Origin of the sequence: Chromobacterium sp. Panama (genome assembly GCF_003052555.1) — a bacterium.
GTDB lineage: Bacteria > Pseudomonadota > Gammaproteobacteria > Burkholderiales > Chromobacteriaceae > Chromobacterium.
Window position 1 is genome coordinate 4,228,317 of record NZ_QARX01000001.1, and the last position, 24,721, is coordinate 4,253,037.

24 protein-coding genes are annotated in these 24,721 nt (G+C 64.6%); 9 read left to right on the forward strand and 15 right to left on the reverse strand.

Translation table 11 applies throughout. The features are described 5' to 3' along the window. Nucleotides 1-54 precede the first annotated feature (54 nt). On the reverse strand, nucleotides 55-1,083 hold the full coding sequence (ltaE, locus tag DB032_RS19110) for a low-specificity L-threonine aldolase (RefSeq protein ID WP_107800859.1): 1,029 nt from the start codon (nucleotides 1,081-1,083) through the stop codon (nucleotides 55-57). Between the two features lie 15 nt (nucleotides 1,084-1,098). Next, nucleotides 1,099-1,713 carry a TetR/AcrR family transcriptional regulator gene (locus tag DB032_RS19115; protein WP_107800860.1) on the reverse strand — a complete coding sequence of 205 codons (615 nt, stop codon included), beginning with the start codon at nucleotides 1,711-1,713 and terminating at the stop codon, nucleotides 1,099-1,101. A 150-nt stretch (nucleotides 1,714-1,863) separates the two neighbouring features. Between DB032_RS19115 and DB032_RS19120 the strand changes: the two genes are divergently transcribed. Then, the gene (locus tag DB032_RS19120) at nucleotides 1,864-2,208 is read left to right on the forward strand and encodes a darcynin family protein (RefSeq protein ID WP_107800861.1); all 345 of its coding nucleotides are present in this window, start codon (nucleotides 1,864-1,866) and stop codon (nucleotides 2,206-2,208) included. A gap of 133 nt (nucleotides 2,209-2,341) precedes the next feature. On the opposite strand, the gene DB032_RS19125 is transcribed toward DB032_RS19120, so the two are convergent. Further along, entirely contained in the window at nucleotides 2,342-2,566 is a 225-nt protein-coding gene (locus tag DB032_RS19125) for a hypothetical protein (RefSeq protein WP_107800862.1), read from the reverse strand. A gap of 230 nt (nucleotides 2,567-2,796) precedes the next feature. Between DB032_RS19125 and tcdA the strand changes: the two genes are divergently transcribed. Continuing rightward, nucleotides 2,797-3,597: a tRNA cyclic N6-threonylcarbamoyladenosine(37) synthase TcdA gene (gene tcdA / locus DB032_RS19130; RefSeq protein ID WP_107800863.1), complete on the forward strand. Its 801-nt coding sequence runs from the start codon at nucleotides 2,797-2,799 to the stop codon at nucleotides 3,595-3,597. Nucleotides 3,598-3,622: 25 nt separating this feature from the next. On the opposite strand, the gene DB032_RS19135 is transcribed toward tcdA, so the two are convergent. The 9 genes from DB032_RS19135 to DB032_RS19175 form a co-directional block, all read right to left on the reverse strand. After that, nucleotides 3,623-4,276 carry a hypothetical protein gene (locus tag DB032_RS19135; RefSeq protein WP_199225934.1) on the reverse strand — a complete coding sequence of 218 codons (654 nt, stop codon included), beginning with the start codon at nucleotides 4,274-4,276 and terminating at the stop codon, nucleotides 3,623-3,625. Then, the gene (locus tag DB032_RS19140; RefSeq protein ID WP_199225935.1) at nucleotides 4,273-4,599 is read right to left on the reverse strand and encodes a type II toxin-antitoxin system prevent-host-death family antitoxin; all 327 of its coding nucleotides are present in this window, start codon (nucleotides 4,597-4,599) and stop codon (nucleotides 4,273-4,275) included. The genes DB032_RS19135 and DB032_RS19140 overlap by 4 nt, the downstream gene beginning before the upstream one ends. Before the next feature lie 320 nt (nucleotides 4,600-4,919). Next, nucleotides 4,920-5,663: a M48 family metallopeptidase gene (locus DB032_RS19145; protein ID WP_107800865.1), complete on the reverse strand. Its 744-nt coding sequence runs from the start codon at nucleotides 5,661-5,663 to the stop codon at nucleotides 4,920-4,922. 176 nt (nucleotides 5,664-5,839) lie between these two features. Then, nucleotides 5,840-6,685, reverse strand: coding sequence for a CDP-diacylglycerol diphosphatase (locus DB032_RS19150; protein ID WP_107800866.1), 846 nt, complete (start codon nucleotides 6,683-6,685; stop codon nucleotides 5,840-5,842). Nucleotides 6,686-6,788: 103 nt separating this feature from the next. After that, a complete protein-coding gene (gene oppF / locus DB032_RS19155) occupies nucleotides 6,789-7,781 on the reverse strand; it encodes a murein tripeptide/oligopeptide ABC transporter ATP binding protein OppF (protein WP_107800867.1) in 993 nt (330 codons plus the stop codon). After that, nucleotides 7,774-8,775, reverse strand: a complete 1,002-nt coding sequence (locus DB032_RS19160) for an ABC transporter ATP-binding protein (protein WP_107800868.1) — start codon at nucleotides 8,773-8,775, stop codon at nucleotides 7,774-7,776. Before DB032_RS19160 ends, oppF begins: the two co-directional genes overlap by 8 nt. Nucleotides 8,776-8,793: 18 nt before the next feature. Beyond that, a complete protein-coding gene (locus DB032_RS19165) occupies nucleotides 8,794-9,708 on the reverse strand; it encodes an ABC transporter permease subunit (protein WP_081575942.1) in 915 nt (304 codons plus the stop codon). A gap of 25 nt (nucleotides 9,709-9,733) precedes the next feature. Further along, entirely contained in the window at nucleotides 9,734-10,654 is a 921-nt protein-coding gene (gene oppB, locus DB032_RS19170) for an oligopeptide ABC transporter permease OppB (RefSeq protein ID WP_107800869.1), read from the reverse strand. A 235-nt stretch (nucleotides 10,655-10,889) separates the two neighbouring features. After that, on the reverse strand, nucleotides 10,890-12,506 hold the full coding sequence (locus DB032_RS19175) for a peptide ABC transporter substrate-binding protein (RefSeq protein ID WP_107800870.1): 1,617 nt from the start codon (nucleotides 12,504-12,506) through the stop codon (nucleotides 10,890-10,892). A gap of 720 nt (nucleotides 12,507-13,226) precedes the next feature. Here DB032_RS19175 and DB032_RS19180 point away from each other — a divergent pair. Together DB032_RS19180 and DB032_RS19185 are read left to right on the forward strand one after the other, a co-directional pair. After that, entirely contained in the window at nucleotides 13,227-14,360 is a 1,134-nt protein-coding gene (locus DB032_RS19180) for an efflux RND transporter periplasmic adaptor subunit (RefSeq protein WP_158274363.1), read from the forward strand. Further along, complete coding sequence (locus tag DB032_RS19185; RefSeq protein WP_107800872.1) at nucleotides 14,360-17,446, forward strand: efflux RND transporter permease subunit; 3,087 nt, start codon at nucleotides 14,360-14,362, stop codon at nucleotides 17,444-17,446. The genes DB032_RS19180 and DB032_RS19185 overlap by 1 nt, the downstream gene beginning before the upstream one ends. 53 nt (nucleotides 17,447-17,499) lie before the next feature. Here DB032_RS19185 and DB032_RS24230 read toward each other — a convergent pair whose 3' ends face one another. Next, on the reverse strand, nucleotides 17,500-17,997 hold the full coding sequence (locus DB032_RS24230) for a CNP1-like family protein (protein ID WP_158274364.1): 498 nt from the start codon (nucleotides 17,995-17,997) through the stop codon (nucleotides 17,500-17,502). Nucleotides 17,998-18,011: 14 nt separating this feature from the next. After that, a complete protein-coding gene (locus DB032_RS19195; protein WP_107800874.1) occupies nucleotides 18,012-18,791 on the reverse strand; it encodes an NRDE family protein in 780 nt (259 codons plus the stop codon). A 189-nt stretch (nucleotides 18,792-18,980) separates the two neighbouring features. Here DB032_RS19195 and DB032_RS19200 point away from each other — a divergent pair, with 189 nt between their 5' ends. Together DB032_RS19200 and pyrC are read left to right on the forward strand one after the other, a co-directional pair. Beyond that, nucleotides 18,981-19,211 (forward strand): sulfurtransferase TusA family protein, encoded by a 231-nt coding sequence (locus DB032_RS19200; RefSeq protein WP_043589636.1) that lies wholly within the window; start codon nucleotides 18,981-18,983, stop codon nucleotides 19,209-19,211. A 196-nt stretch (nucleotides 19,212-19,407) separates the two neighbouring features. Next, the gene (gene pyrC / locus DB032_RS19205; protein ID WP_107800875.1) at nucleotides 19,408-20,445 is read left to right on the forward strand and encodes a dihydroorotase; all 1,038 of its coding nucleotides are present in this window, start codon (nucleotides 19,408-19,410) and stop codon (nucleotides 20,443-20,445) included. A 114-nt stretch (nucleotides 20,446-20,559) separates the two neighbouring features. Here the strand turns inward: pyrC and DB032_RS19210 are convergent, their stop codons facing one another. Then, complete coding sequence (locus DB032_RS19210) at nucleotides 20,560-20,901, reverse strand: FKBP-type peptidyl-prolyl cis-trans isomerase (RefSeq protein ID WP_107800876.1); 342 nt, start codon at nucleotides 20,899-20,901, stop codon at nucleotides 20,560-20,562. 308 nt (nucleotides 20,902-21,209) lie between these two features. On the opposite strand from DB032_RS19210, the gene DB032_RS19215 reads away from it, so the two are divergent. The 3 genes from DB032_RS19215 (at nucleotide 21,210) to DB032_RS19225 (ending at nucleotide 24,716) form a co-directional block, all read left to right on the forward strand. Then, nucleotides 21,210-21,959 carry a sulfite exporter TauE/SafE family protein gene (locus tag DB032_RS19215; RefSeq protein ID WP_107800877.1) on the forward strand — a complete coding sequence of 250 codons (750 nt, stop codon included), beginning with the start codon at nucleotides 21,210-21,212 and terminating at the stop codon, nucleotides 21,957-21,959. 160 nt (nucleotides 21,960-22,119) lie between these two features. After that, nucleotides 22,120-23,646: a 4-hydroxyphenylacetate 3-hydroxylase family protein gene (locus DB032_RS19220; RefSeq protein ID WP_199225936.1), complete on the forward strand. Its 1,527-nt coding sequence runs from the start codon at nucleotides 22,120-22,122 to the stop codon at nucleotides 23,644-23,646. A gap of 23 nt (nucleotides 23,647-23,669) precedes the next feature. After that, complete coding sequence (locus DB032_RS19225) at nucleotides 23,670-24,716, forward strand: aromatic ring-hydroxylating dioxygenase subunit alpha (protein ID WP_107800879.1); 1,047 nt, start codon at nucleotides 23,670-23,672, stop codon at nucleotides 24,714-24,716. Nucleotides 24,717-24,721: the final 5 nt, after the last annotated feature.

The window sequence follows — 24,721 nt, forward strand, 5'->3', positions numbered from 1 at the left end:
TCCGCCTCCCTTTTCCACGCCGCAGCTGCTTATTTATAGCCGCCGGGCCTCGGTTCAGTCGGACAGCACCCGTTGCAGCGTCTCCACCAGCCGGTCCAGGTCCTCGCGTCTCACCTGCCAATGGGTGACGATGCGCATCAGGCCGCCTTCGGGCGGATTGGCCTTGACCCCGGCCTGGCGCAGCGCGGCCATCAGTTCGGCCACGTCGATGTCGGCGGTGAAACGGAACCACACCATATTGATGTGCACGTCCTCCAGCCTCACCTCGACGCAGGGCAGCGCCGCCAGCCGCTCGGCCAGGTAGCGGGCGTTGGCGTGGTCGTCCTTGAGCCGGTCCACCATCTCGTTCAGCGCCACGATGCCGGGCGCGGCGATCACCCCGGCCTGGCGCATGCCGCCGCCCAGCAGCTTGCGGTTGCGGCGCGCGCGGGCGATGAAATCGGCGCTGCCGGCCAGAATGGAGCCCACCGGCGCGGCCAGGCCCTTGGACAGACAGAACATCACCGTGTCGGCGTATTGGGCGATCTCGCGCGCCTCGCAGCCCAGATGGGCGGCGGCGTTGAAGATGCGCGCGCCGTCCAGGTGCACCGGCACCTGGTGGCGGCGCGCCACTTCGGCGCTGGCGGCCATCGCCGCCAAGGGAATCACGCGGCCGTTGCAGTGCGCGTTCTCCAGACAGATCAAGCCGGTGCGCGGCCAGTGGATGTCCTCGCCGACGCGGATGCGCTGCTCTATCGCCTCCGGCGCCATCACCCCGTCCACGCCGGCGACGGCGCGCAACTGCACGCCGCCTATCACCGCCGCGCCGCCGGTTTCGTGCCAGACAATGTGGCAGCTCTCTTCCAGAATCACCTCGTCGCCGCGCTGGCAGTGGGTGAAGATGGCCAGTTGGTTGCCGAAATTGCCGGTGGGCACGAACAGTGCCGCCTCCTTGCCCAGCTTCTCCGCGGCCAGCTGTTCCAGCGCTTGCACCGTGGGATCGTCGCCGTAGACGTCGTCGCCCACCTCGGCGTTGAACATCGCCTCGCGCATCGCTGGCGTCGGCTGGGTCACGGTATCGCTGCGCACATCAATCCATTGCATGGTCAACTCCTTCTCTTAAGGGGAAATCTCGGGGTCTTGCCGCGGCAAGGTCAGATAGGCGGCCAAGGCCGCCGCCACGCAGCGCGTCAGTTCCGCCTCGTCCGGCGCGTCTTCCAGCGCCAGGCCGTGAATCAGGCTGTCCGCCATCCGCAGCAGGCGCGGCGCGCGCTCGGCGGGCAGGCCGCGAGCGGCCAGCCACTCGGCCACGCAGTCCAGCAGCGCCGCGTCCAAGGGATTGTCCGCCGGCGGCGGGTCGAACTGCGGCCACTCCCGCTCCAGCACCCGGTGCAGCCCGGGCGCGGCCAGATGTAGACGCAGGCAGGCGGACACCAGGCTCTCCAGCTGCGCCGGCCACGGCAGGCCGGCGCTCAGCCGCAAGGCCTCCCGCACCGTGGCCAGGGTTTCCTCGCCGTGGCGGCGGTGCAAGGCCGCCACCAGCGCCTGCTTATTGGGGAAGTACTGGTACAAGGAGCCGATGCCGACGCCGGCCAGCTCCGCCGCCTTGTTGGTGCTCAGCCCGGCGTAGCCGTCGCGCTCCAGAATGCGAGCCGCCGCCTCCAGAATGGCGGCCACCACATGGCGGGAGCGAGCTTGGCTGGGCTGTTTGCGGGCTTGCGGAATCATGGGCATGCGGCGGTCCGTAAGGGAGGAAGGCTTGCGCCGCGGTCATGGGGCCGACAGCAAAAAGACGGCGGCAAACGCTTAGCAAAACACGAGTTTTACCCGCTGACAAGGGCGGATACATTGAAAGCGTCGCCCATCCTCAATGAAAGCGGAACCATGAGCCAAAGCTACGCCTTCTTCGCGCTGCTGCGCGTCCACCCCAACTGGCTGCGCCTGAGCCGGCCGGAACGCCGCCGGTTCGAAGCGGAAACCCTGAAGCCGATCTACGCGCGCTATCCGGCGGTGCGCATGCGCTGGTTCGACGCCGAGGCCTTCACCGCCCGTTGCAGCGATATCGCGCTGTTCGAAACCGAATCGATCAAGGATTTCTATTATCTGATCGACGCGCTGCGCGACAGCCCGCTCCTCACCGAGCCCTATTTCGAATTCGTCGATATCCTGCCGGCGGTGGAGGACGGTTTCCGCGACTACGACGCGCAGTTGTCCACAGGCGGATCATAGGCCGCTTAGCCTGCCGGCCAATACAAACGGCGACCTTGCGGTCGCCGTGTCGCTGCTGCGGGAGGCCGGGTTATGCCCGGCGAGTCCGGCCCGAAACGGCCGGCGGGGATACTCTCAGATTGTCAGCAGTGGCTTAATGGATTCGATAAGATTGCTTGATCTCGCTTACGCGGCGCTCGGCCTGTTGAACGGTCAGCGGGCTCATGGCCATATGGGCGCCGCAATGGCAGCGCAACACGCTGTCGGGATGCAGGGACTTGAGATGATGGCGGATTTCATGGCCGCATTCCTCGCAGGCGACCACGACGGTGGCGTTGTAATGCTTGTCCAGATCAATATCGAATCTTTGCTGCTTCATGGGAATCTCCCTTGCTGTGACAAAGGCCGGCCAGCCAGAGGAAGAGCAGGAAGCCCTTCATGACAGACCTGAAGAGAAGGATAGCTCCGCCGGCGAAAGGTTCCCAGCAATCAGCCACTTAACTGTAGTTTTTTTGACCGCGGGCAAGCCTCGCGCCCACGGCCGCCGCACTGGTCAGCAAGCGGGGCTTGCAGTATCCTTCGCCGATTTGATTGTTGACGATTGCAGCCATGGACACCCACAACGCAGATCTGGAACGCCGCTTCGGCGGCATCGCCCGTCTCTACGGGCCGGAGGCGCTGGCCCGCTTTCAGGCCTCCCACGTTTGCGTGGTCGGCGTCGGCGGCGTCGGCTCCTGGGCGGTGGAAGCGCTGGCGCGCAGCGCCGTCGGCAAGCTGACCCTGATAGACCTGGACAATGTGGCCGAGTCCAACACCAACCGCCAGTTGCCAGCGCTGGACCCCAATTACGGCATGGCCAAGGTCAGCGCGCTGGCCGAACGCGTGCGCGCGATCAATCCGGCCTGCGAGGTGATCGAGATCGAAGACTTCGTCACCGAAGACAATCTGGAACAGCTGCTGGGCCGGGACTACGACTTCATCATCGACTGCATAGACAGCCTGCGCATCAAGACCGCGATGGCGGCCTGGTGCGCGCGCCGCCGCCAGCCCTTCATCGTGTCCGGCGGCGCCGGCGGCCAGACCGATCCCACGCTGATCCGGGTGGCGGACCTGGGCGAGGTCACTTACGACCCGCTGCTGTCCAAGCTGCGCTACAACCTGCGCCGTCACCACCAGTTCAGCCGCGAAGCCGGCAAGAAGCTGCACGTTCCCTGCGTGTTCTCCACCGAACAACTGATCTATCCGGACACGGAGCAGCAGGCTTGCGACGCCGCGGAGCCGCGCGGCCCGCAGGGTCTGTCCTGCGCCGGCTTCGGCGCGGCGATGACGGTGACCGCCAGCTTCGGCCTGGTGGCGGTGGCGCAAGCGCTGAAGCAGCTGGCCAAGCCGCCCAAGGTCAAGCGCGGCTAACGCGGCGTAAACCCGGGCAGAGAGCTCAAGACAATGACAATTCGATGGCCGCTTGCACTATGGGCCTGGCCCAGACGGGAGTGGCGGCCAAGGCGGCAAGATCGTCCACCCCTGGCGACACCATCCGGCCATTGACGGTTTCCAACACCAGCACCGGGTCCGGAATCTCCTGCCCCGGCGCCGCTTCAGCGCTATTGTCGAATACTTGCAGCCGGGCCAGTCTCGGCAATAAGCGGATCAGATTAAGACGCGAGCTGACCCAGCGCTCGTGAATCTTGTGCTCCGGGATGTCGTGGCCCCCATGGGCGACACGCAAGCCTACCCGCGCAATGTGTCGTTCCGGCGAGTCCAGGCCGCAAAACAACATCATGACATTGTGACTGCCCGCCGCTGCGGCGAGCATGTCCGCCATGGTCCGGCCTCCCAGCGTGGTTTCGAACGCAAAGTTGCGGCCCTCGCGGATGGCGGCCTCCAGCCGGGAGCGGCCGTATTCCCACGCCTGCCCATTGGCCTTGTCCGGGTCCAAACCCAGTTGTCTGACCAGTTCGCGCGCATAACTGTCCGGGTTGTACCAGGACAAGCCGTGCTCGGCCAGCAGGCTGCCGCCCACCGAGCTCTTGCCTGCGCCGTTCACGCCGGCAAGCACTAGGATGAAGGGACGCGCGGCGGCGGCGATCAAAACGCGTCGCCGGCCTTGGGCCGCGAGCCTAACTTGCCCTGGGCCTTGAACAGACTATCGACGTTTTGTGCCGTGCCCGCTTGTTGCAATTGGGCCAGCCGAGCATCGAAGCGCTGATTCAGCGCGTCCAACGCCGCTTGCTCGCGCTGCTTCAGCGCCTGAATGGCATCCTCCAGCCGCCGGTAGGTGGCGGCGTCCAGCAACACCATCTCCACGGTCGAATGGTTGGTAACAGCCACGCTGCCCTGTTGATGAACCAAGCGCACGACCTCCCCCCATTTGTTTTTGACCTGAGAGGCGTTTTGACGCGGCAAGGCGTCCAAGCTGGGCAATTCCGTAATCATCGCAGCCCCACCGGGAAAATAATGACAATAAGGCAATAATAGCCCCAATCTGAAAAAATGTCTTTTTTAGCCATTTTCACCGGCCATATGCGGCTAACACGCTCAAAGAAGCCGTTCGCGATCTGGCGAGCCAAGGCAAAACCAGGCGCTGCGGCGGAGCAAGCGCAGGATGCACACGCAACAAGTCGCACTCACCGTGCGACGGCTCGCGACGCGCGGCGCGTTTTGAACAGCGGCTGACGCAGCCATGAAAAAAGCACCGCCTAGGCGGTGCTTTTTCATGTGCGGGCGGATGCCGCTTACATGCTCTGGATCTGTTTTTCCAGTTTCACCGCGCGGTCGCCCGGCGCCGGGTGGCTGGACAGCAGGCTGCTGTCGTTGCCGTACAGATCGGCCAGCTTGCGCAGCGCGGCCGGACCGCCTTGAACGTTGTAGTTGTGACGCTTGAGGAAGCCCACCGAGTAGCCGTCGGCGTCGCTTTCCTGAGACTGGGAGAACTGCGCGTTCACCACGGCTTCGGCGAAGCCGCCGAGCTCGGATTCGGACAAGCTGCTGGCGACGCTGTTGCCGCTGCCGGCCGCGCCCTTGCGCGCCGCGGAAGTGGCGTAGGCCAGTTGCATGGCTTTCTTGGTGTGGCCCAGTTTCACATGGCCGATTTCATGACCGATGACGAAGCGCACTTCGTCGTCGTTCATCTTGTCCATCAGGCCGCTGTACACGCGTACGGTGCCGTCGGCCATGGCGAAGGCGTTGACTTCCTTGGTCAGATAAACCTTGAAGTTCAGCTTGGTGCCGTCTTCGCTGTCCAGGCCCTTAACCATCTTGGCCAGGCGCTTGGAATAGGCGTTGGAGGCCGGAGCCACCTTGTTTTTCTTGTCCATCACCACGCTGGATTCGGCGGCCATGGCTTTGACGTCGGCGTCGCTGAGGGTGGCGGACTTCACCAGGTCGGAGCCGGCGCTGATCATGGAGCCCAGATCGAAAGCGTGCACCGGGGCGGAAAGGCAAGCAGCAGCCAGAACGGTCAGAGCGAATTTTTTCATTGTGTCAGTCTCATTTAATTTACAAATTCAATTTACAAATAAAGCAGACGGATGCTATCCGCTTTGCCTCCTCTTGAAAAGCGATTGGCATAACTCCCACCCATTGCCGATTCACGCCCCCTCAGACCTTACCGCCGGCAAGCCCTTGCCAACGCAAAGGTTTTTCCGGAACCGCTCTAGACCGGCGGCGAAGCGGGCTGCGAATGGTTGTCGCGGCGACGCAACGCATCCGAACCATTGGCGGACGCGCCCCGCAGCGCCGGACACGCGTGATCTTGCAATTCCTCGACCGAGGCGCGGTTGGCGCCGATCAGGCTGGCGCGGCTGCTCAGCAGAATGAAGCCGTCGCGGCCGTCGGCCAGCCGCGTCGCCACCAGCGCCAGGCCGTAGCGGCCCATGTCCAGGCCGGCTTCCGGCTGTCCGGCCGCCAGCGCCTTGAACGGGTCCACCTCCGGGCCGCCGTCGGCCTTGGCCGCCACCGCGCGCGCCCAATAGGCGTGGCCCTGCAGTTCCACCGGCAACTCGCGCCACTCCTCGCTCAGGCTGTCCTTCAGGTCCTCCAGCTGCTGGCGCACGGTGGCGTCGGTGCAGGAGATGTGGATGTGCAACTGATTCTGGGTGCGTCCGTACTGGGAATTGACGGTCAGCGACAGCAGTTCGCGCGGAATCGGCCGGCCGTAGCGCTGCTCCAGAAAGCCGCGCGCGCGCCAGGCCGCCCCCCAGTAATCCGGCGCGCGCTCGCTCAGCAGCTCCGGGCTTTCGATGCCGCTGACGCGGGCGGTGGGAATCAGCAGGTATTGCAGCCAGCCGTTGCGGTCTTTCAGCACCGCGTAGCCGCCGGCCTCGCCGCTGCCCGGCTCCACCGCGGCGCAGGGCGCCGGCTGGCCGCTCGCCTGCTGATTGGGCAGGCATTGCCGGCTGACGATATTCCACAAGGCGTCGGAATCGGCCCACAACAACGCCGAGTACCCCAAGGCCAGCGCGGCCAACAGGCCGGTGGCGATTTTGAGCGTGGTTTTCATGTTTGGATTTTTGCTTGATGCCACTCCGCCACTATAGCGAAGGCCGGGCCCGGACATGAAAAAACCGCCCCTAGAGGCGGTTTGGCGCGGGACAGGGTCCGGCTCAGGCCAGCAGGCAGGAAGACTGACTCTGCTCGCTGACGCGGCGCAGCGGCGTGGCCTGCTGAGCGCAGCGCGTCTCCGCCTGCGGACAACGGGTGCGAAACACGCAGCCGGACGGCGGATTGATCGGGCTGGGCAGGTCGCCTTGCAGGATCTGGATCACCTTGTTCTTTTCCAGCTTCGGGTCCGGGATGGGAATCGCCGACAGCAAGGCGCGGGTGTACGGGTGCGAAGGCGCGTCGTACAAGGCGGACTTTTCCGCCAGCTCCATTTCGCGGCCCAGATACATCACCAGGATGCGGTCGGAGATGTGCTTGACCACAGCCAGATCGTGGGCAATGAAGATCAGCGCCAGCCCCATCTCACGCTGCAACTCCTTGAGCAGGTTGATGATCTGCGCCTGGATGGACACGTCCAGCGCCGACACCGGCTCGTCGCAGATGATGAGCTTGGGCTCCAGGATCAGCGCGCGGGCAATGCCGATGCGCTGGCACTGGCCGCCAGAGAACTCGTGCGGATAGCGGTTGATCATCTGCTCGCGCAGACCCACCTTGGCCATCATCGCCTTGACCCGGCGCATCACTTCCTCCGGACCCAGCTCCGGCTTGTGCACGCGCAGCGGCTCGCCGATGATGTGGGCCACCGTCATCCGCGGATTGAGCGAGGCCAGCGGATCCTGGAAGATCATCTGGATGTCCTTGCGCACCGCCAGCCAGTCCTTGTCGCTGCCCTTGCGCAAATCCTTGCCCATCCAGACGATTTCGCCGTCGGTGGCGGGAATCAGATTCAGGATGGCCCGGCTGAGCGTGGACTTGCCGCAGCCGGATTCGCCCACCACGCCCAGGGTTTCCCCGGCGTAGAGGTCAAAGCTGACGCCGTCCACCGCTTTCAGGGTTTTCTTGGGGCTCCACGGCCAACTGTCGTTGCCCTTGACCTGGAAGTGCACTTTGACGTCGCGCACCGAAAGAATGGCCTGTTTGGCTTGTTCAGACATGGGCCACCTCCTGGGCTGCTTGCGCCAGCTCGACGGCCGGCTTGTGACAGGCGCGGATCACCTGCGGATTGTGGCTGCTGGCCTGCAGCAGCGGCAGTTCGTCGGCGCAGCGCTCGGTGCTGTGCTGGCAACGTTCGGAGAACGGGCAGCCCTTGGGCATGTGCGCCATATTGGGCGGATTGCCGGGAATGCTGACCAGCTCGCTGCCGTCGTGGTCAAGCCGCGGCAGCGCGCCCAGCAGGCCGATGGTGTAAGGATGGCTGGGGTGGTAGAAGATGCTGTCGGCGTCGCCGTATTCCATCACCCGGCCGCCGTACATCACCATCACTTTTTCGCACAGGCCGGCCACCACGCCCAAGTCGTGGGTGATCATGATGATGGAGGTGCCGAAGTCCCGCTGCAGGTCTTTCAACAGGGTCAGGATCTGCGCCTGCACCGTCACGTCCAGCGCGGTGGTGGGTTCGTCGGCGATCAAGACCTCCGGCTCGCACAGCAGCGCCATCGCAATCATCACGCGCTGGCGCATGCCGCCGGAGAATTCATGCGGATACATGTCCACGCGGCGCGCCGCTTCCGGAATGCGCACCGCTTCCAACAGCTCGATCGCGCGCTTCTTGGCCGCGCGCCGGCTCATGCCCTTGTGCAGCTCCAGCACCTCGGTCATCTGCCGCTCCACCGTCAGGTAGGGGTTCAGCGAGGTCATCGGGTCCTGGAAGATCATGGACACGCGGTCGCCGCGGATGGCGTTCAGTTCCGGCGCGCCCATCTTCAGCAGGTCTTTGCCGTGGAACAGCACTTCGCCGCTGGTGGAGCCGTTGCGGGCCAGCAGGCCCATGATGGACAACACGGTCTGACTCTTGCCGGAGCCGGACTCGCCGACGATGCCCAGGGTCTGCCCCTTGTCCAGTTCGAAGCTGACGCCGTTGACGGCGTTGACCATGCCGTCGTTGGTCTGGAACTGGACCCCGAGATTGCTGACTTTCAAAATGCTCATAGTGGTTCTACCTCGGGCTCATCGATCTTTCGGGTCCAGCGCGTCGCGCAGGCCATCGCCGATATAGTTGGCGCAGTACAAGGTCAGCGACAACATGCCGGCGGGGAACAACAGCTGCCAGGGCTGGGTTTCCATGGTCTTGGTGCCGTCGCCGATCAACACCCCCCAGCTGGTCATCGGCTCTTGCACGCCCAGGCCCAGGAAGGACAACACGGATTCGGTCAGAATCACGCCCGGCACCGTTACCGTAGTGTAGATCACCACGATGCCCAGCAGATTGGGCACGATGTGGCGGGCGATGATGGTGGCGGTGGACACGCCGATGGCGCGCGCGGCCTCCACATACTCCTTGGACTTGATCGACAGCGTCTGGCCGCGCACCACGCGCGCCATGTCCATCCAGCCCAGGATGGTGATGGTCAGCACCACCAGATAGAACTCGCGGCCCAGCAGGGTCACCATCAGGATGGCGATCAGCAGATAGGGCACCGCGTACATCATGTCCACGATGCGCATCATCAAATTGTCTATCTTGCCGCCGAGGAAGCCGGCGCTGGCCCCCCAGAGCACGCCGATGATCACCGCGGCGACGGTGGCCAGCGCGCCCACCATCAGCGAGATGCGGCCGCCGATCAGGGTGCGCACCAGCAGGTCGCGGCCCAGGTCGTCGGTGCCGAACCAGTGCATGCCCTGCCAGGTGGGCGCCAGGCTGATGGCGTCCCAGTCGGTGTCGTCATAGGTATGGGGCAGGAACATCGGCCCGAAAATACAGGCCAGCACGATCAGCGACAGGATGATCAGGCTGACCACGGCCGCGCGGTTGCGGAAAAAGCGGATGCGGGCGTCGCGCCACGGGCTGCGTCCTTCTACGGCGGCGTCGTCCAGACGGGTCTCCAGCGCGATCGCCGCTTGCTTCTGTTTGCTTCTCAACATGGGAAATCCTTCGCGGTCACGCGCGTCAATAGCGAATCTTGGGATCGAGGAAGGCGTAAGCCAGGTCGACCAGCAGATTGAGCAGCACGGCAATCACCGTCACCAGCACCACCAGGCCCAGCACCAGCGTGTAGTCGCGGTTGGCCGCGCCGTTGACAATGAGCTTGCCCAGGCCGGGCAGGGAGAAGATGGACTCGGTGACCACGGCGGAGGTGATGGAGGAGATGGTCAGCGGCCCCAGCAGCGTCACCACCGGCATCAAGGCCGGCTTCAAGGCGTGGCGGACGATGATGGTGCGCATCGGCAGGCCCTTGGCGCGCGCGGTGCGGATGAAGTTGCTGCCCAGCACCTCGATCAGGCTGCCGCGCATCACCCGGCCTATGGTGGCCACGTTGATGAAGGTCAGCAGCGCCACCGGCAGGATCATGAAGCGCGGATCGAAATCGTTCCAGCCGCCGGACGGCAGCCATTGCAGGGTGACGGCGAAGATCAGCACCAGCACCGGGCCGATGATGAAGGACGGGAAAGCGCTGCCCATATTGCTGATCAGCATCACCAGGTAATCCACCGCGCTGTTCTGACGCAGCGCGGCGACAATGCCCAGCACCACGCCTATCACCAGCGAAATCAGGATGGCGCTGCCGCCTATCGCCGCCGACACCGGCAGCGCCTTGGCCACCAGATCGTTGACGCTCCAGTCCGAATAACGGAAGGAGGCGCCCAGATCGCCTTGCAGCAGGCTCTTCAGGTAATACAGGTATTGCTGCCACAGGGGCAGGTCGAGATGGTATTTGGCCTGCAGATTGGCCAATACCGCCTCGGAAACTTTGCGCTCCCCGTCAAAGGGGCCGCCAGGGGTCATGTGCAGCAGCAGATAACAGACGGTGATGACGGCCAACACGGTGGGGATCGTCAACAGCACGCGTCGTAAGATGTAGGACCACATTGCAAATTACTCCGACTCGCCGCGCCCGCCGCGCCGGCGCGATGCGCGGGCTGCGGACGGACCAACGGCGATTGACACCGACAGTCACGGGCGGGCGGCGCCGTCAGCGACGGCCGCCCGCTCAACACACCGGGGTTGCCCCCGTTTCCAGATCAGGGCCGAACGCGCGTCCGCCCGCGCGCCTCCGGTCCCCTGCGGGACGGGAGGCGTTCAGGCGTCGGCGCGAGGCCGGCGATCAATGCTGGATGATGTAGAGTTCCTTGCTGCGGTAGCGATCCACCGGGTTCTTCAGCGAGTAGCCGCCCACATACGGTTTCACCAGGCGCGGCAGCGTGTACTGCAGCACCGGGATCATCGGGTAGTCGTCCATCGCCAGCTTGGTGGCCTGAGTCAGCAATTGGGTGCGCTTGGCTTGATCGGTGCTTTCATTGCCCTGCTTGATCAACTCTTCCGCTTTCTTGTTGCAGTTGAAGTTGTCGTTCTGGGTATTGCCGCACTGGACCAGCGCCAGGAAGGTGGTGGCGTCGTTATAGTCGGCCAGCCAGCCGTTGCGCGCCACCTGGTAGTCGCCGTCGTGGCGTTTCTTCAGGAAGACCTTGAACTCCATGTTTTCCATGGAGGTGTTGAAGCCCAGCTTGCTCTTCCACTCGGAGGCCACGAAGATGGCCATCTTCTTGTGGTAGTCGCTGGTGTTGTAGGACAGCTTGAGCGTGGTGCCCGGCTTGACGCCGGCCTGGGCCAGCAGCTTCTTGGCCTCGTCCACGCGCTTGGCCATCGGCCATTGCGCCCAGTCGTAGCTGGTCGGCAGGCCGCCGTGCACGCCTTTGACCATCACGCTATAGGACGGCAGCTGGCCGTCGCCGGTGATTTTCTTGGCCATCAGGTCGCGGTCCACCACCATGGACAGCGCCTTGCGCACGCGCACGTCCTTCAGCAGCGGATCCTTGTTGTTCAGGCTGTAATAGCGCAGGCCCAGGATGGTGGAGGTTTTCAGATCCTTGGGCATGGCGCTCTTGAGCTTGTCGAAGCTACCCGGCGGGATCTCGTAAGTCATGTCGGTCTGACCAGACTGGTACAGCTTCTGGTCGGCGTTCTGATCTTCGATGGGCAGGAAGCTGACGCGGGTCAGCTGCACGCTCTTGGCGTTCCAGTACTGCGCGTTCTTCTCGATCACCACCTTGCTGTTGACTTGCCAGTCTTTCAGCACGAAGGGGCCGTTGCTGACCATCTTGCCCGGCTTGACCCAGTCCTTGCCGAACTTGTCGATCACCGCCTTGGGCGCCGGGCCCAGCTGGGCGTTGGACATCAGTTCCGGCAGGTAGGACACCGGGAAGGCGGTGTCCACTTGCACGGTGTATTTGTCCAGCGCCTTGACGCCGATGGCGGTCACCGGCTTCTTGCCAGCCACGATGGCCTCGCCGTTCAGGAAGAAGATGCCGAAGGTGCCGGCGTAGGGAGCGGCCAGCTTGGGATCCACCAGGCGGCGGATGCCGTAGACGAAGTCGTCGGCGGTGACGCCGCTGCCGTCGGACCATTTGGCGTTCTTGCGCAGCTTGAACACCCAGGTGGTGGGCGCGGTCTGTTTCCAGGACTCGGCCACGCCGGGCTGCAGCCTGCCTTCGTTGTCGGTGGCGGTCAGGCCTTCGAACAAGTCGTGGGTGATGATGTTGGCGGGCACGCCCTCCACCACCATGGGATCCAGCGATTCCGGTTCGGAGCCGTTGGAGCGCACCAGTTCCTGCTTGGCGGCCAGCTTGGTGCCCGGCGGCACAATGGCGGCCAGGGCCGCGCCGGAAGTCAGGGCCAGCGCCACGGCGGCCGTGATTGTCTGTAGCGATTTTTTATCAGCCATCTCGCCTACTCTCCTAAGTATTGCCGCTCCCGTCGACTATCGCGGGGCGATCAGAATCTTCACTCGATTGTATCCAGAGTGGTTGGCGGCCATTATGCGCTGAGGATTTTGAATACTTCAAGTGCTAAGCACGGCGCGACGGCGGGCGATTTAACGTTTTTGTCGCAAATTGACTATCCTTGCCCGCATTAGCTGTCACAGCTTGCTGATTTCACATTGTTTTTCCACCATTATTTCGTTTCTCATTCTAAAAATTAATGCCTCTCATACGCATTGCTCATGACATTGAAAATAAGCCTATACAATTACCCCGTTCAAATATTACAAAAAGCTTATTTTTAATTTGCCGGCTTTTCCCAAAATCATTAACGCTTTTGCGCTTGGCGAAAACGGAAGGGCTTGAGTAAGCTCGATCCGACGCATGCCGCGCGCCAGCCCCGCCCCCCGGCCCCACGCTCATGAGCCCAGGCCGCGCCGCCAACGCATCTTCCTGATCCGCAAGCCTTATTCGGCCCTATCATTCCAATATGCGGACAGAATCCGGCCCGGTTTTCCGGGCCGCGCGACCAGCGGCGGAGGGACGCCCTGGAAACGCGGCCCGCCGCCGGATGGATGTCCGCGGCAAGCGGCGACGCCGGCATGCGCCAGCAGGTATCGATGGGACGACGCCTGGCATCCACACGGCGGGCTAGGCGCCCGCCCCAAGAGCGAGAAGAAAAGATGAAGAAACGAGTCGTTGCAAGCGCTGCCGCGCTTGCTCTGGCTGCGGCCGGCCTGGCCGGCTGGTATGGCTCCAGGACGAGCGCCGCCGCGTCCAAAACCGCGGCGCGCCCGCCGATTGCCGTTGGCATCGCCAAAGTGGCGGCGGAGGATCTGCCGATAGAACTGAGCGCCACCGGCAATGTCACCGCCATTGAAAAGGTGGAGGTCAAGCCGCAAGTGTCCGGCGTGGTGGCCAAGGTCCACGTCAAGGAAGGCCAGAGCGTAAGCCCGGGCCAATTGCTGTTCACGCTGGACGCGGCGGCGGAAACCGCGCAGCTGAAAAAGGCTCAGGCGCAGACGCTCAGCGACCAGGCCCAGCTGAAAAACGCCGAACGCGACCTGGCGCGCAGCCGCGACCTGCTGGCGAAAAACTTCGTCTCGCAAAGCGTGGTGGACGCCAACCAGTCCAAGGCCGACGCGCTCAGCGCCACCGTGGCCGCGGACCGCGCCCAGGTGGAGGCGGCCCGCGTGGCGCTGGACTACAAAACGCTGCGAGCCTCCATCGGCGGACGCATCGGCGTGATCGGCGTCTATCCGGGCACCCTGGTACAGCCGGGCATGGCCGCGGCGATGCTGACCATCACCCGCATCCATCCGATCAACGCCACCTTCACCCTGCCCGAGCGCGAACTGGGCGCGGTGCGCGCCGCCGAGGCCGCCGGCAAGCTGCTGGTGCGCGCCACGCTGCCGGACAGCGGCGACAGCGTGGACGGCAAACTGGTCTTCATCGACAGCGCGGTGGACAGCGCCAACGGCACGCTGACGCTGAAAGCCGAGTTTTCCAATCCGGACGGCAAGCTGTGGCCGGGCCAATTCGTCACCGTCTCGCTTAACGCCGGCCGCTACCGGCAGGCCACCACCATTCCGGTGGCGGCGCTGCTGACCGGGCCGGAAGGCAAATTCAGCTACGCGGTGCAGGCCGACGGCAGCGTCAAGCGTGTGCCGGTGGAACTGCTGGCCATCCATAAGGAAAAAGCCGTCGTCAAAGGGCTGAGCGTAGGCGAGGCCGTGGTGTCCAACGGCGGCCTCAACCTGCGCCCCGGCGACAAGGTGCGCGCGGCCAAGGCCGGCCAGGCCAGCGGAGGCCAGTGATGCAAATCTCCGAGCTCTGCATCCGCCGTCCGGTGATGACGGTGCTGCTGTGCCTATCCCTGGTGGTGGCCGGCCTGATCGCCTATCAGAAACTGCCCATCGCCGCGCTGCCCAGCTTCGACACCCCCACCATCAACGTTTCCGCCAGCCTGCCCGGCGCCAGCCCGGACAGCATGGCCTCCTCGGTGGCCGCGCCGCTGGAAAAGCAGTTTTCCACCATTCCCGGCATCGCGGTGATCAGTTCGTCCAGCACCCTGGGCAGCACCTCGATCACGCTGGAGTTCGACAACGACCGCAATATCGATCTGGCGGCGGTGGACGTGCAGGCGGCGCTGCTGCGCGCGCAGCGTTCTCTGCCGACGGAAATGACCTCGACGCCGTCCTACCGCAAGGTCAACCCGGCGGATTCGCCGGTGCTGCTGCTGGCGCTCAATTCGCCGGCGATGTCGCTGTCCGACCTCAACGACTACGCCGAAAACTGGATATCGCCCAATATCTCCACCCTCAAGGGCGTGGCCCAGGTCAACATCTTCGGCCAGAAGCGCTACGCGGTGCGGATCAAGGCCGATCCGGGCAAGCTGGCCTCGCGCAATCTGACGCTGGACGACGTGGCCGCCAGCATCCGCGCCGCCAACGTCAACACCCCGGTGGGCACGCTGGAGGGCAAATCGCAGCTGATGACGGTGGAAGCCAACCGCCAGCTGCAAAACGCCGCCCAGTTCGCCAATCTGGTCATCGCCAGCCGCAACGGCCTGCCGGTGAGGCTGTCCGACGTGGCCGCGGTGGAAGACAGCGTGGAAAACCTCAAAAGCGGCAGCTGGGTCAACGGCGAGCGCTCCATCGTGCTGGCGGTGATGCGGCAGAGCGACGCCAACACCGTGGCGGTGGTGGACGCCATCCGCAAGGAACTGCCGCAATTGCAGGCGCAGTTGCCCGGCTCGGTGCGGCTGAACCTGCTGAACGACCGCTCGCAGTCCATCCGCGAAGCCATCCACGACGTCAAGCTGACCCTGCTGCTCACCATCGCGCTGGTGATCATGGTGATCTTCATGTTCCTGCAGCGCATGGCGGCCACGGTGATCCCGGCGCTGTCGCTGCCGATCTCGCTGATCGGCACCATAGGTCTGATGTACTGGCTGGGCTACAGCCTGGACAATATCTCGCTGCTGGGCATCACGCTGGCGGTGGGCCTGGTGGTGGACGACGCCATCGTGATGCTGGAAAACATCGTCCGCTACATCGAGGAAGGGCTGTCGCCGATGGAGGCGGCGCTGAGGGGCTCGCGCGAGATCGCCTTCACCATCGTGTCGATCTCCTTGTCGCTGGTGGCCATCTTCATTCCCATCTTCTTCATGCAGGGCGTGATCGGCCTGCTGTTCCATGAGTTCGCCGTGGTGGTGTCGCTGGCGGTACTGGTGTCGGCGGCGGTGTCGCTGACCCTGATCCCGCTGCTGTCCTCGCGCTTTCTCAGCGCCGACTCGATCGGACACCAGGCCCGGCGCGGCCGGCTGGCCGCCGCGCTGGAAGGCGGCTTCGACGCGGTGCTGGCCGGCTATCGCCGCACGCTGGACCTGGCGCTCAAGCATCGCCGCCTGACCCTGGCCGGCGCGCTGTCCACCTTCGTCCTGACCGCGCTGATGTTCAACGGCATTCCCAAGGGCTTCTTCCCCACCGAGGACACCGGCCAGATCATGGCCAGCACCGAGGCGGCGCAGGACATCTCCTACGAGGCCATGCTCAAGCTGCAGCAACGCGCCGCGGCCATCACCCAGGCCAATCCCAACGTCGCCTTCGCCACCTCCTCGCTGTCCGGCGGCAATACCGGCCGCATGTTCATCCAGCTCAAACCGCGCGGCGAGCGCGCCAAGCTGGACCCGACCATGGAAAGCCTGCGTCGCGACCTGCGCGCGGTGCCGGGGCTCAGCGTCTATCTGAACCCGACGCAGAACCTGCGCCTGGGCGGACGCCAGAGCAAGAGCCGCTACCAGTACACCTTGCAAGGCATTCAGGCAGAAAGCCTGAACACCTGGTCCGACAAGCTCTTGCAGCAGATGCAGGCCGATCCCATCTTCCGCGACGTCACCAGCGACTCCCAGCTCAAGGGCCTGCAAGCCAAGCTGAACATAGACCGCGACAAGGCCAATCTGCTGGGCGTGGACATCCAGAGCATACGCAGCGCGCTGTACAGCGCCTTCGGCGAACGGCAGATTTCCACCATCTACACCGCCAGCGACAACTATCAGGTCATCCTGCAGGCGGACGACCCGTTCAAGGTCAACGAGTTCGACTTCTCGCGGCTGCGCGTGCGCGCCGCCGACGGCCAGCTGGTGCCGCTGTCCAGCATCGCCTCGGTGGAGCGCACCGTCGGCCCGATCTCGGTCAACCACCAGGGCCAGTTGCAGGCGGTGACGCTGTCCTTCAACCTGGCGCCCGGCATCCCGCTGAGCCAGGCCGATCAACACCTGCGCCAGCTCAAGGACCGCATCTCGCTGCCGCCCTCCATCGCCACCAGCTATAGCGGCGACGCCGCCGCCTTCGAGGAAACCCAGGGCAGCCAGATCCTGTTGCTGGGCATCGCGGTGGCGGTGATCTACGTACTGCTGGGGGTGCTGTACGAAAGCTACATCCACCCGCTGACGATTCTGTCCGGCCTGCCCTCCGCCGCCATCGGCGCGCTGGGCACGCTGATGCTGTTCGGCCAGGAACTGACCGTGATCGCCAGCATCGGCATCCTGATGCTGATCGGCATCGTCAAGAAAAACGCCATCATGATGATCGATTTCGCGCTGGAGGCTCAGCGCAAACAGGGCATGTCGCCGGAACAGGCCATCCACGCCGCCTGTCTGCTGCGCTTCCGGCCCATCATGATGACCACGCTGGCGGCGCTGATGGGCGCGCTGCCCATCGCGCTGGGCCTGGGCGCCGGCGCCGAGTTGCGCCAGCCCTTGGGCCTGGCGGTGGTGGGCGGCCTGGTGTTCTCCCAGGTGGTCACGCTCTACATCACCCCGGTGCTCTATCTGTATTTCGACGCGCTGGCGCAACGCCACGCAGCCTGGCGGGAAAAACGGCGCGCGCTGCGCGCCTGACGCAACAAGGCCCGCGCCGGACTCCGGCGCGGGCCTTTGTATTTTCAGCAGCCTCAGCCCTGACGCAAACGCTTGAGCGCCTCCTCGGCGTCGCGCGGCGCGCGCTTGTCCGGGCAGGCCAGATCGCGCAGCGAACGGCGCAGCTTGTCGTCGCGCTCTATCTTGCGCCACACCGCCTTGTTGGAGCGGATCCAGTTTTTATCGATGCTGTTGCCAAAAGCGTAAGCGCGGTAGCTGCCCTCATTGCACAGCAGGCCCTCGAAACTCAGATTCTCGCCGCCGGCCGGGCTCTTCACCCGCACGATCATGCGCACCACGCCGTCCTCGCCCGCGCTCAGGGTCTTGGCGTCGACGAAATACTGGTTGACCTGCAGATTGTCGGTGCTGACCGCGATCCAGTCCGGCTGCGCCGGATACGGCGGCAACTGGTAATCGCCCTCCTGCCACGGCACCTCCGGCGCAAAATCTATATTCTTCTTGATCTTGTTGTCGGCCAGCGCCGGCTGCGCGGCGCAGAGGGCCAGCACGATGATGGCGGCAAAGGTCTTCAAATCACTACTCCTCGTCAACGCGCCGGGGCCGCGCTTGGCTGGCCCGGACGCAAAGTGAAACGGCGGCGGCCGGTTTCCCTGCCGGCCAGGCCCCAACTCAATTCCGAAAACTGCATATCGCCGCGCGCCGACACCGTCAGCAGCATGGACGCGCGGGTGCCGTAGTCGCGGCCCTTGATGAAGATGGGCGACAGCACCCGCTCCAGCGCGGAACCGATGCGGGTGTTCGGCAACTGTCCCGGCGGCGCCGGCGTGCCGTCGGACAGGGCGATGAAAGCCTGATCCTCGGTGGGCACGCGCTGAAACTCGCGCAAATACTCCGCCAGCCGCTCGCTCTTGAACCACGGCGTGTCCAGCGTGGCGTTGGACAAGGTGTGAATGCCCGGCGTCACCCGGGCGATCTGGCCGCCGCGGCTGTGGAAATGAAACAGGTCCGAGGTATAGCCGAACAGCAGGTTAAACGGCGCATAGCGGCCTTGCTCGGCGCGCAGCCAGTCCGCGAAGGCGAACGGGTCCTCGTCGCCGGCGACGAAGCGCTCCACCAGTTCGCCGCGCGAGCGCTCCGCCTTGACCGGATGGCCGTCGCGGATATTGGTCACCGCGGCGATGCGGCCGCGGCCGTCCACCATCAGCCAGCCGCCGCCGGACTCGGCGTCGCGGCCGCCCAGCGTATTCTGATATTGCGGCCACCAATCCAGCGGTTCGGTCGGACGCGCATAGTATTCGTCCCGGTTGGCCAGCAACACCAGCTGGCCCAGTCCGGGGGTCTTGTAGGCAAAAGCGATCACGCACATGATGAAGACCGATTTGAGGATGGCTTGGCGACTCGCGTAAACTTAGGGTTTAGGGAGCAGCCGCGGACAGTTCCGACCAGGCCTGTATTCCGCTCGATGTCCGCCTCGCGTCGGCGATGCGGCCTTGAACGGGTTCCAAGCGGCCGGGCTTCCCTCCATTGTAACTGATAAGGCTGAGGAAGCCGGACCATGAATTTCGACAAGACCATAGACCTCTCCGGCCTCAACTGCCCGCTGCCCATCCTGCGCGCCAAGAAGGCGCTGGCGGAAATGGACAGCGGCGCAGTGCTGGAGGTGATCGCCACCGATCCCGGCGCGCCCAAGGACTTCGAAGCCTTCTGCCGTCAGACCGGCAATGCGCTGTTGACCTCGGACACCACGGCGGAAGGCAAATTCCGCATGGTGCTGAAACGGAAATAATTTCGATGGCTCGGAACCTGTTTACCCGCTCGCCAGCAAAGGCGAGACCAGGCGAAAGCGGCTGAAGAAGCGGAATGCACATAGCGTACATGAGCATTCTGAAGAGACTTTCAACGCCGTATCGCCAACGCGCAGCAGCTTGTAAACAGGTTATTTTTGGCCGCCGCCTTTTTCACCGCTACCCGCAGGCAAGACCATGACGCAAACCCTGACCCTGATCCGCCCCGATGACTGGCATCTGCACGTGCGCGACGGCGCGGCGCTGGCCGCCGTATTGCCCGACACCTGTCGCCAGATGGGCCGCGCCATCATCATGCCCAATCTCAAGCCGCCGGTGACCACCGTGGACGCCGCCGCCGCCTACCGAGAGCGCATCCTGGCCGCGCGCCCGGCCGGCAGCCGCTTCGAGCCGCTGATGACGCTCTACCTGACCGACAACACCTCGCCGGCGGAAATCCGCAAGGCCAAGGCCAGCGGTTTCGTCCACGCGGTCAAGCTCTACCCGGCCGGCGCCACCACCAATTCCGATTTCGGCGTGTCCGACGTCAACAAGGCCATGCCGGCGCTGGAGGCCATGGCCGAGACCGGGCTGCCGCTGCTGGTGCACGGCGAAGTCACCGATCCGGCCATCGACGTGTTCGACCGCGAAGCGGTGTTCATCGAGCAAGTGTTCCAACCGCTGCTGGCCAAGCTGCCCGCGCTGCGCGTGGTGTTCGAGCACATCACCACCCGCGACGCCGCCGAATACGTGGCCGCCGCGCCGGACAACGTCGCCGCCACCATCACCGCCCACCACCTGCTGATGAACCGCAACGCGCTGTTCGTCGGCGGCATCCGCCCGCATCATTACTGCCTGCCGGTGCTCAAGCGCGAGCTGCACCGCCAGGCGCTGCTCAAGGCCGCCACCAGCGGCTCCGCCAAGTTCTTCCTCGGCACCGACAGCGCGCCGCACGCGCGCCACGCCAAGGAGAGCAGCTGCGGCTGCGCCGGCATGTACACCGCCAACGCCGCCATCGAGCTGTACGCGGAGGCCTTCGAGGCAGCCGGCGCGCTGGACCAGCTGGAAGCCTTCGCCAGCCTCAACGGCCCGGCCTTCTACCGCCTGCCGGTCAACGAGGAGCGCGTGACCCTGGCCAAGCAGGCGTGGACCGTGCCGGACACGCTGGCCTACGACGGCGACGCGCTGGTGCCGCTGCGCGCCGGCGAGAGCATTGCCTGGAAGCTGCTGGACTAAGAAGCTGTTTACGATCTGCTGCGCGTCGGCGATACGGCGTTGAAAACAGACTCTTAAAGAGCAATGGCGAACAACACCCGGTCCCAGCGCCGGTCTGTTGTCCGCCGCGCCGCCTCAATCGTCGCGGGTCAGCACTTCCAGCAGCTCGATCTCGAACAAGAGATTGGAATTGGGCTGGATGCGAGCGCCGATCTGGCGCTCGCCGTAGGCCAGATGCGCCGGCACGTACAGCCGGCGCTTGCCGCCCGCCTTCATGCCCATCAAGCCCTGATCCCAGCCCTTGATCACGCGGCCGGTGCCGATCACGCACTGGAACGGCCGTCCCTTCGCGTAGGACGAATCGAACTCGGTGCCGTCCTCCAGCCAGCCGGTGTACTGCGTGGTGATCAAGGCGCCCTTGACCACTTCCTTGCCCGTGCCCTCCACCAGATCGGTGATGTGCAGTTCATCGCTCATATGGCTTCCTCGCCTTCAATCTGCCGCGGATGATAGCGGACTCGTCCCGCCGCGGCGAGCCCGGCTCGCCGGCCGGCGCGGTAGTCGCGCGTAAAACTTTTTCTACAAATATATTAATCATTAAATGCAATTCAAATACTACAAGGACAAACTTTCCCATTTGACATACATCATGACAAATCAGTAGGATGCAAACACTTGAGAACGGCTGATCCCATACAAAATAGCCGTCGGAGAAATAGCAGGAGCCGTCAGGCCAACGCCCGGGAAAGTATTCCAAGCGTGGCCGGCAGGCCAGGAGAACCCCTATGTTGCTGGATTTGCCATGGCAGGACCTGAGCGCCATCTTTGCGGCGGTCACCATTGCTTACGTGATTTTCGGCGTGGCCGGTTTCGGCACCGCCCTGGTCGCCAGCCCGGTGCTGGCCATTTTCATCCCGGTGGCCAAGATCGTGCCGCTGCTGGCGCTGATGGATATGTTCGCCGCCTTCAGCAACATCCTGCGCGACGGCAGCCAGGCGGACCTGGGCGAACTGAAGCGGCTGATCCCGCTGATGGTGGCCGGCAGCCTGATCGGCGCCGCCATCCTGCTGAAAACCCGGCCTGACGCGCTGCTGCTGGCCTTGGGCGTGTTCGTGGTGGCCTACTCGCTGTATTCGCTCAGCGGCCTCAGCCCCAAGCGGCAATTCCAGCCCCGCGCGGCGGTGCCCTTCGGCCTGGTGGGCGGCGTGTTCAGCGCGCTGTTCGGCAGCGGCGGCTTCATCTACGCCATTTATCTGTCCGGCCGCATCGAGCAGAAAGAACATCTGCGCATCACCCAGACCACGCTGATCGGCCTGAGCACCCTGACCCGGGTGGTGCTGTTCGCGCTGGCCGGCGTTTATATGGACGCCTCCCTGCTGCTGCTGGCGCTGATCCTGGCGCCGGCCATGTTGTGCGGGGTGTTCGCCGGCCGACACATCACCCTGCGGCTGACCCGCGAACAATTCATCCGGGTGATCAATACCGTCGTCCTGTTTTCCGGCATCGTCCTGCTGGGCCGTTACTTCAGCCACTGAGCGGCCCCACTACTCAATACCCGCCGTAGCCATCCGCCGGCCGCAACCACGCGCGGCCGCGCCCATGGCGTCGATTCTCTCATCCCTGACGGGAGGGCGTCGTGTCGCCCGCAGTCCGGGAATGTGTTTGCTGCTCTTAAATGACGATGAGGAGTGCCAAGTGAATCATGCTGCATTGAACGAAATGATGACGCCGGAGGAGTACCTGGCCAGTCTCAACGATGGCCGCGAAGTTTACATCTACGGCCAGAAGGTGGCGGACGTCAGCCGGCACCCGGCTTTCCGCAACAGCGCTTACTCGATGTCGCGGCTGTACGAGGCGCTGCACCATCCGGACAGCCAGGAGCTGATGACCGACATCGATCCGGAAGGCTATCGCACCCACCGCTATTTCATGCCCAGCCGCTCCTGTGAGGACTTGCTCAAGGCCCGCGACGCCATCGCCCACTGGTCGCGGCTGACTTACGGCTTCATGGGCCGCACCCCGGACTACAAGGCCGGCTTCACCGCCACGCTGAAATCCGACCCCCATCTGTACGCGCCCTTCCACGACAACGCGCTGAACTGGTATCGCCAGAGCGCGCGCAAAGTGCTGTTCCTCAACCACGTGCTGGTGAACCCGCCTGCGGGCCGCGCCCGCGCCGCCTCGGAGATGCGCGATCTTTACCTGCACGTGGAGAGGGAAACCGACGCCGGCATCATCGTGCGCGGCGCCAAGATGGTGGCCACCAGCGCGGCCATCTCCAACGCCACCTTCGTCGCCCAGAACAGCGCCGCCCAATACCAGGCCGGCGGCGAGGAGGACTTCGCGCTGTGCTTCATCCTGCCGATGAACGCGCCCAATCTCAAGATCATCTGCCGCCGCTCTTACGAGGCCGCGGCGCTCAGTCCCTTCGACAACCCGCTGTCCAGCCGCTTCGACGAAAACGACTCGGTGCTGATCTTCGACGGCGTGTTCGTGCCCTGGGAAAACGTGCTGATCTACCGCGACATCGAGCGCGCGCGCAGCTTCTATTCCGCCTCCGGCTTCCTCAACCGCTATCCGCTGCAATCCGGCACCCGACTGGCGGTGAAGATGGATTTCATCTGCGGCCTGCTGGCCAAGGTGCTGGAATCCAACGGCAGCGACGGCTTCCGCGGCGTGCGCGCCCGGCTGGCCGACATCGTGGCGCTGCGCAATCTGATGTGGTCGCTGACCGAATCGCTGTGCCACAACCCGGAACCGCGCCGCGACGGCTCGGTGGTGCCGCGGCTGGAAGCCGCCGCCACGGTGCGCTATTTCGGCACCCAGATGATGTCCCAGCTCAAACCGGTGTTCAACACCATACTCGGCGGCTCGCCCATCATGCAGGTGTCCAGCTGGCTGGACCTGGCCAATCCGGAACTCAAGGACCTGATCGGCTGCTACTTCCAGGGCACCGATCAAGAGGCGGTGGACCGGCTCAAGCTGATCAAGCTGCTGTGGGACGCGCTGGGCAGCGAGTTCGGCGGACGCCACGAACTGTACGAGCACAACTACGCCGGCAACAACGAGCAGGTGCGGCTGGACATGCTGCGCCACTGCGAGAGCAGCGGCGTGCTGGAGCAATGCCGCGCGCTGGTGGACGACTGCATGGCCGACTACACGCCGGACGGCTGGGCGCGTCCGGGCTGGCAGTTCGACGGCGCTTGCCGCGACCGCGCGTGAACCGGACCGGAAAGGAGGCAAGCATGCTGTACGCAGGCAAATGGGACCGCGCCGGTCTGGACTACCAGGCCTTGAAGAACCAATGGCACGTGGTGGCGCGCGCCGACGAAGTCAGCGCAGAACGCCCCAAGGCGGTGCGGCTGCTGGGCGAGGAACTGGTGCTGTGGCGCGACGGCGCCGGCCAGATCCACGCCTGGAAAGATTATTGCGGCCACCGCGGCGCCAAGCTGTCGCTGGGCTGCGTCAAAAAGGGCGAGATCGAATGTCCGTACCACGGCTGGCGCTTTGACGCCGGCGGCCAGTGCACGCGGGTGCCCGCCCACCCGGACCAGGCCACGCCCTCGTCGGCGCGGCTGATCTTCCGCCACCACGCGGCCGAACGCTACGGCCTGATCTGGGCCAGCCTGGACGCGCCGCAGCGCCCGCTGCCGGTGTTCCCGGAATGGGAGGACGACAGCTTCCGCAAGGTCTTCGCCGGCCCCTATCGCTATATGGGCAACGCCTTGCGCTCGGTGGAAAACTTCCTCGACGCCTCGCACTTCCCCTTCGTCCACGCCAATCTCAACGGCGACCCGGACGCGCCGGAGCCCTTGCCGGACTACCAGGTGTTCAAGGACGAACACGGGCTGCGCACCTCGGAAATCTCGGTGTTCCAGCCCTACGGCGACCACCGCGGCATCCCGGTCACCGCGCGCTACACCTACTCGGTGTTCAACCCCACCACCGCCTACTTCGTCAAGAAGACCGGCGACACCGAGCGCTTCTGCACCTTCCTCAACGCCACCCCGGTAGACGAGGCCGAGTGCGTGATCTGGCTGATCGTCGCCATCAACTTCGGCGCCGACTTGAGCGAGGAAAAAATCCTCTATCGCCAGGACATGGTGTTCGAGCAGGACCGGCTGATCGTGGAATCGCAGCGCCCGGCGCGGCTGCCGCTGGACCTCCAGCAGGAAATGCATGTGCGCAGCGACCGCTTGGGCATCGAATACCGGCGCTGGATCAAGGAACTGGGTCAGCGCACCGACGCGCAGGACCACGCCGAGCCGCGCGCCGCGGCCTTGCTGAACTGACAGGG

Excerpts from the sequence above, each read along its gene's own strand:
- ltaE (WP_107800859.1), bottom strand. The coding sequence starts at position 1,083 with ATGCAATGGATTGATGTGCGCAGCGATACCGTGACCCAGCCGACGCCA.
- DB032_RS19115 (WP_107800860.1), bottom strand. The coding sequence starts at position 1,713 with ATGCCCATGATTCCGCAAGCCCGCAAACAGCCCAGCCAAGCTCGCTCC.
- DB032_RS19120 (WP_107800861.1), top strand. The coding sequence starts at position 1,864 with ATGAGCCAAAGCTACGCCTTCTTCGCGCTGCTGCGCGTCCACCCCAAC.
- DB032_RS19125 (WP_107800862.1), bottom strand. The coding sequence starts at position 2,566 with ATGAAGCAGCAAAGATTCGATATTGATCTGGACAAGCATTACAACGCC.
- tcdA (WP_107800863.1), top strand. The coding sequence starts at position 2,797 with ATGGACACCCACAACGCAGATCTGGAACGCCGCTTCGGCGGCATCGCC.
- DB032_RS19145 (WP_107800865.1), bottom strand. The coding sequence starts at position 5,663 with ATGAAAAAATTCGCTCTGACCGTTCTGGCTGCTGCTTGCCTTTCCGCC.
- DB032_RS19150 (WP_107800866.1), bottom strand. The coding sequence starts at position 6,685 with ATGAAAACCACGCTCAAAATCGCCACCGGCCTGTTGGCCGCGCTGGCC.
- oppF (WP_107800867.1), bottom strand. The coding sequence starts at position 7,781 with ATGTCTGAACAAGCCAAACAGGCCATTCTTTCGGTGCGCGACGTCAAA.
- DB032_RS19160 (WP_107800868.1), bottom strand. The coding sequence starts at position 8,775 with ATGAGCATTTTGAAAGTCAGCAATCTCGGGGTCCAGTTCCAGACCAAC.
- DB032_RS19165 (WP_081575942.1), bottom strand. The coding sequence starts at position 9,708 with ATGTTGAGAAGCAAACAGAAGCAAGCGGCGATCGCGCTGGAGACCCGT.
- oppB (WP_107800869.1), bottom strand. The coding sequence starts at position 10,654 with ATGTGGTCCTACATCTTACGACGCGTGCTGTTGACGATCCCCACCGTG.
- DB032_RS19175 (WP_107800870.1), bottom strand. The coding sequence starts at position 12,506 with ATGGCTGATAAAAAATCGCTACAGACAATCACGGCCGCCGTGGCGCTG.
- DB032_RS19180 (WP_158274363.1), top strand. The coding sequence starts at position 13,227 with ATGAAGAAACGAGTCGTTGCAAGCGCTGCCGCGCTTGCTCTGGCTGCG.
- DB032_RS19185 (WP_107800872.1), top strand. The coding sequence starts at position 14,360 with ATGCAAATCTCCGAGCTCTGCATCCGCCGTCCGGTGATGACGGTGCTG.
- DB032_RS19195 (WP_107800874.1), bottom strand. The coding sequence starts at position 18,791 with ATGTGCGTGATCGCTTTTGCCTACAAGACCCCCGGACTGGGCCAGCTG.
- DB032_RS19200 (WP_043589636.1), top strand. The coding sequence starts at position 18,981 with ATGAATTTCGACAAGACCATAGACCTCTCCGGCCTCAACTGCCCGCTG.
- pyrC (WP_107800875.1), top strand. The coding sequence starts at position 19,408 with ATGACGCAAACCCTGACCCTGATCCGCCCCGATGACTGGCATCTGCAC.
- DB032_RS19210 (WP_107800876.1), bottom strand. The coding sequence starts at position 20,901 with ATGAGCGATGAACTGCACATCACCGATCTGGTGGAGGGCACGGGCAAG.
- DB032_RS19215 (WP_107800877.1), top strand. The coding sequence starts at position 21,210 with ATGTTGCTGGATTTGCCATGGCAGGACCTGAGCGCCATCTTTGCGGCG.
- DB032_RS19225 (WP_107800879.1), top strand. The coding sequence starts at position 23,670 with ATGCTGTACGCAGGCAAATGGGACCGCGCCGGTCTGGACTACCAGGCC.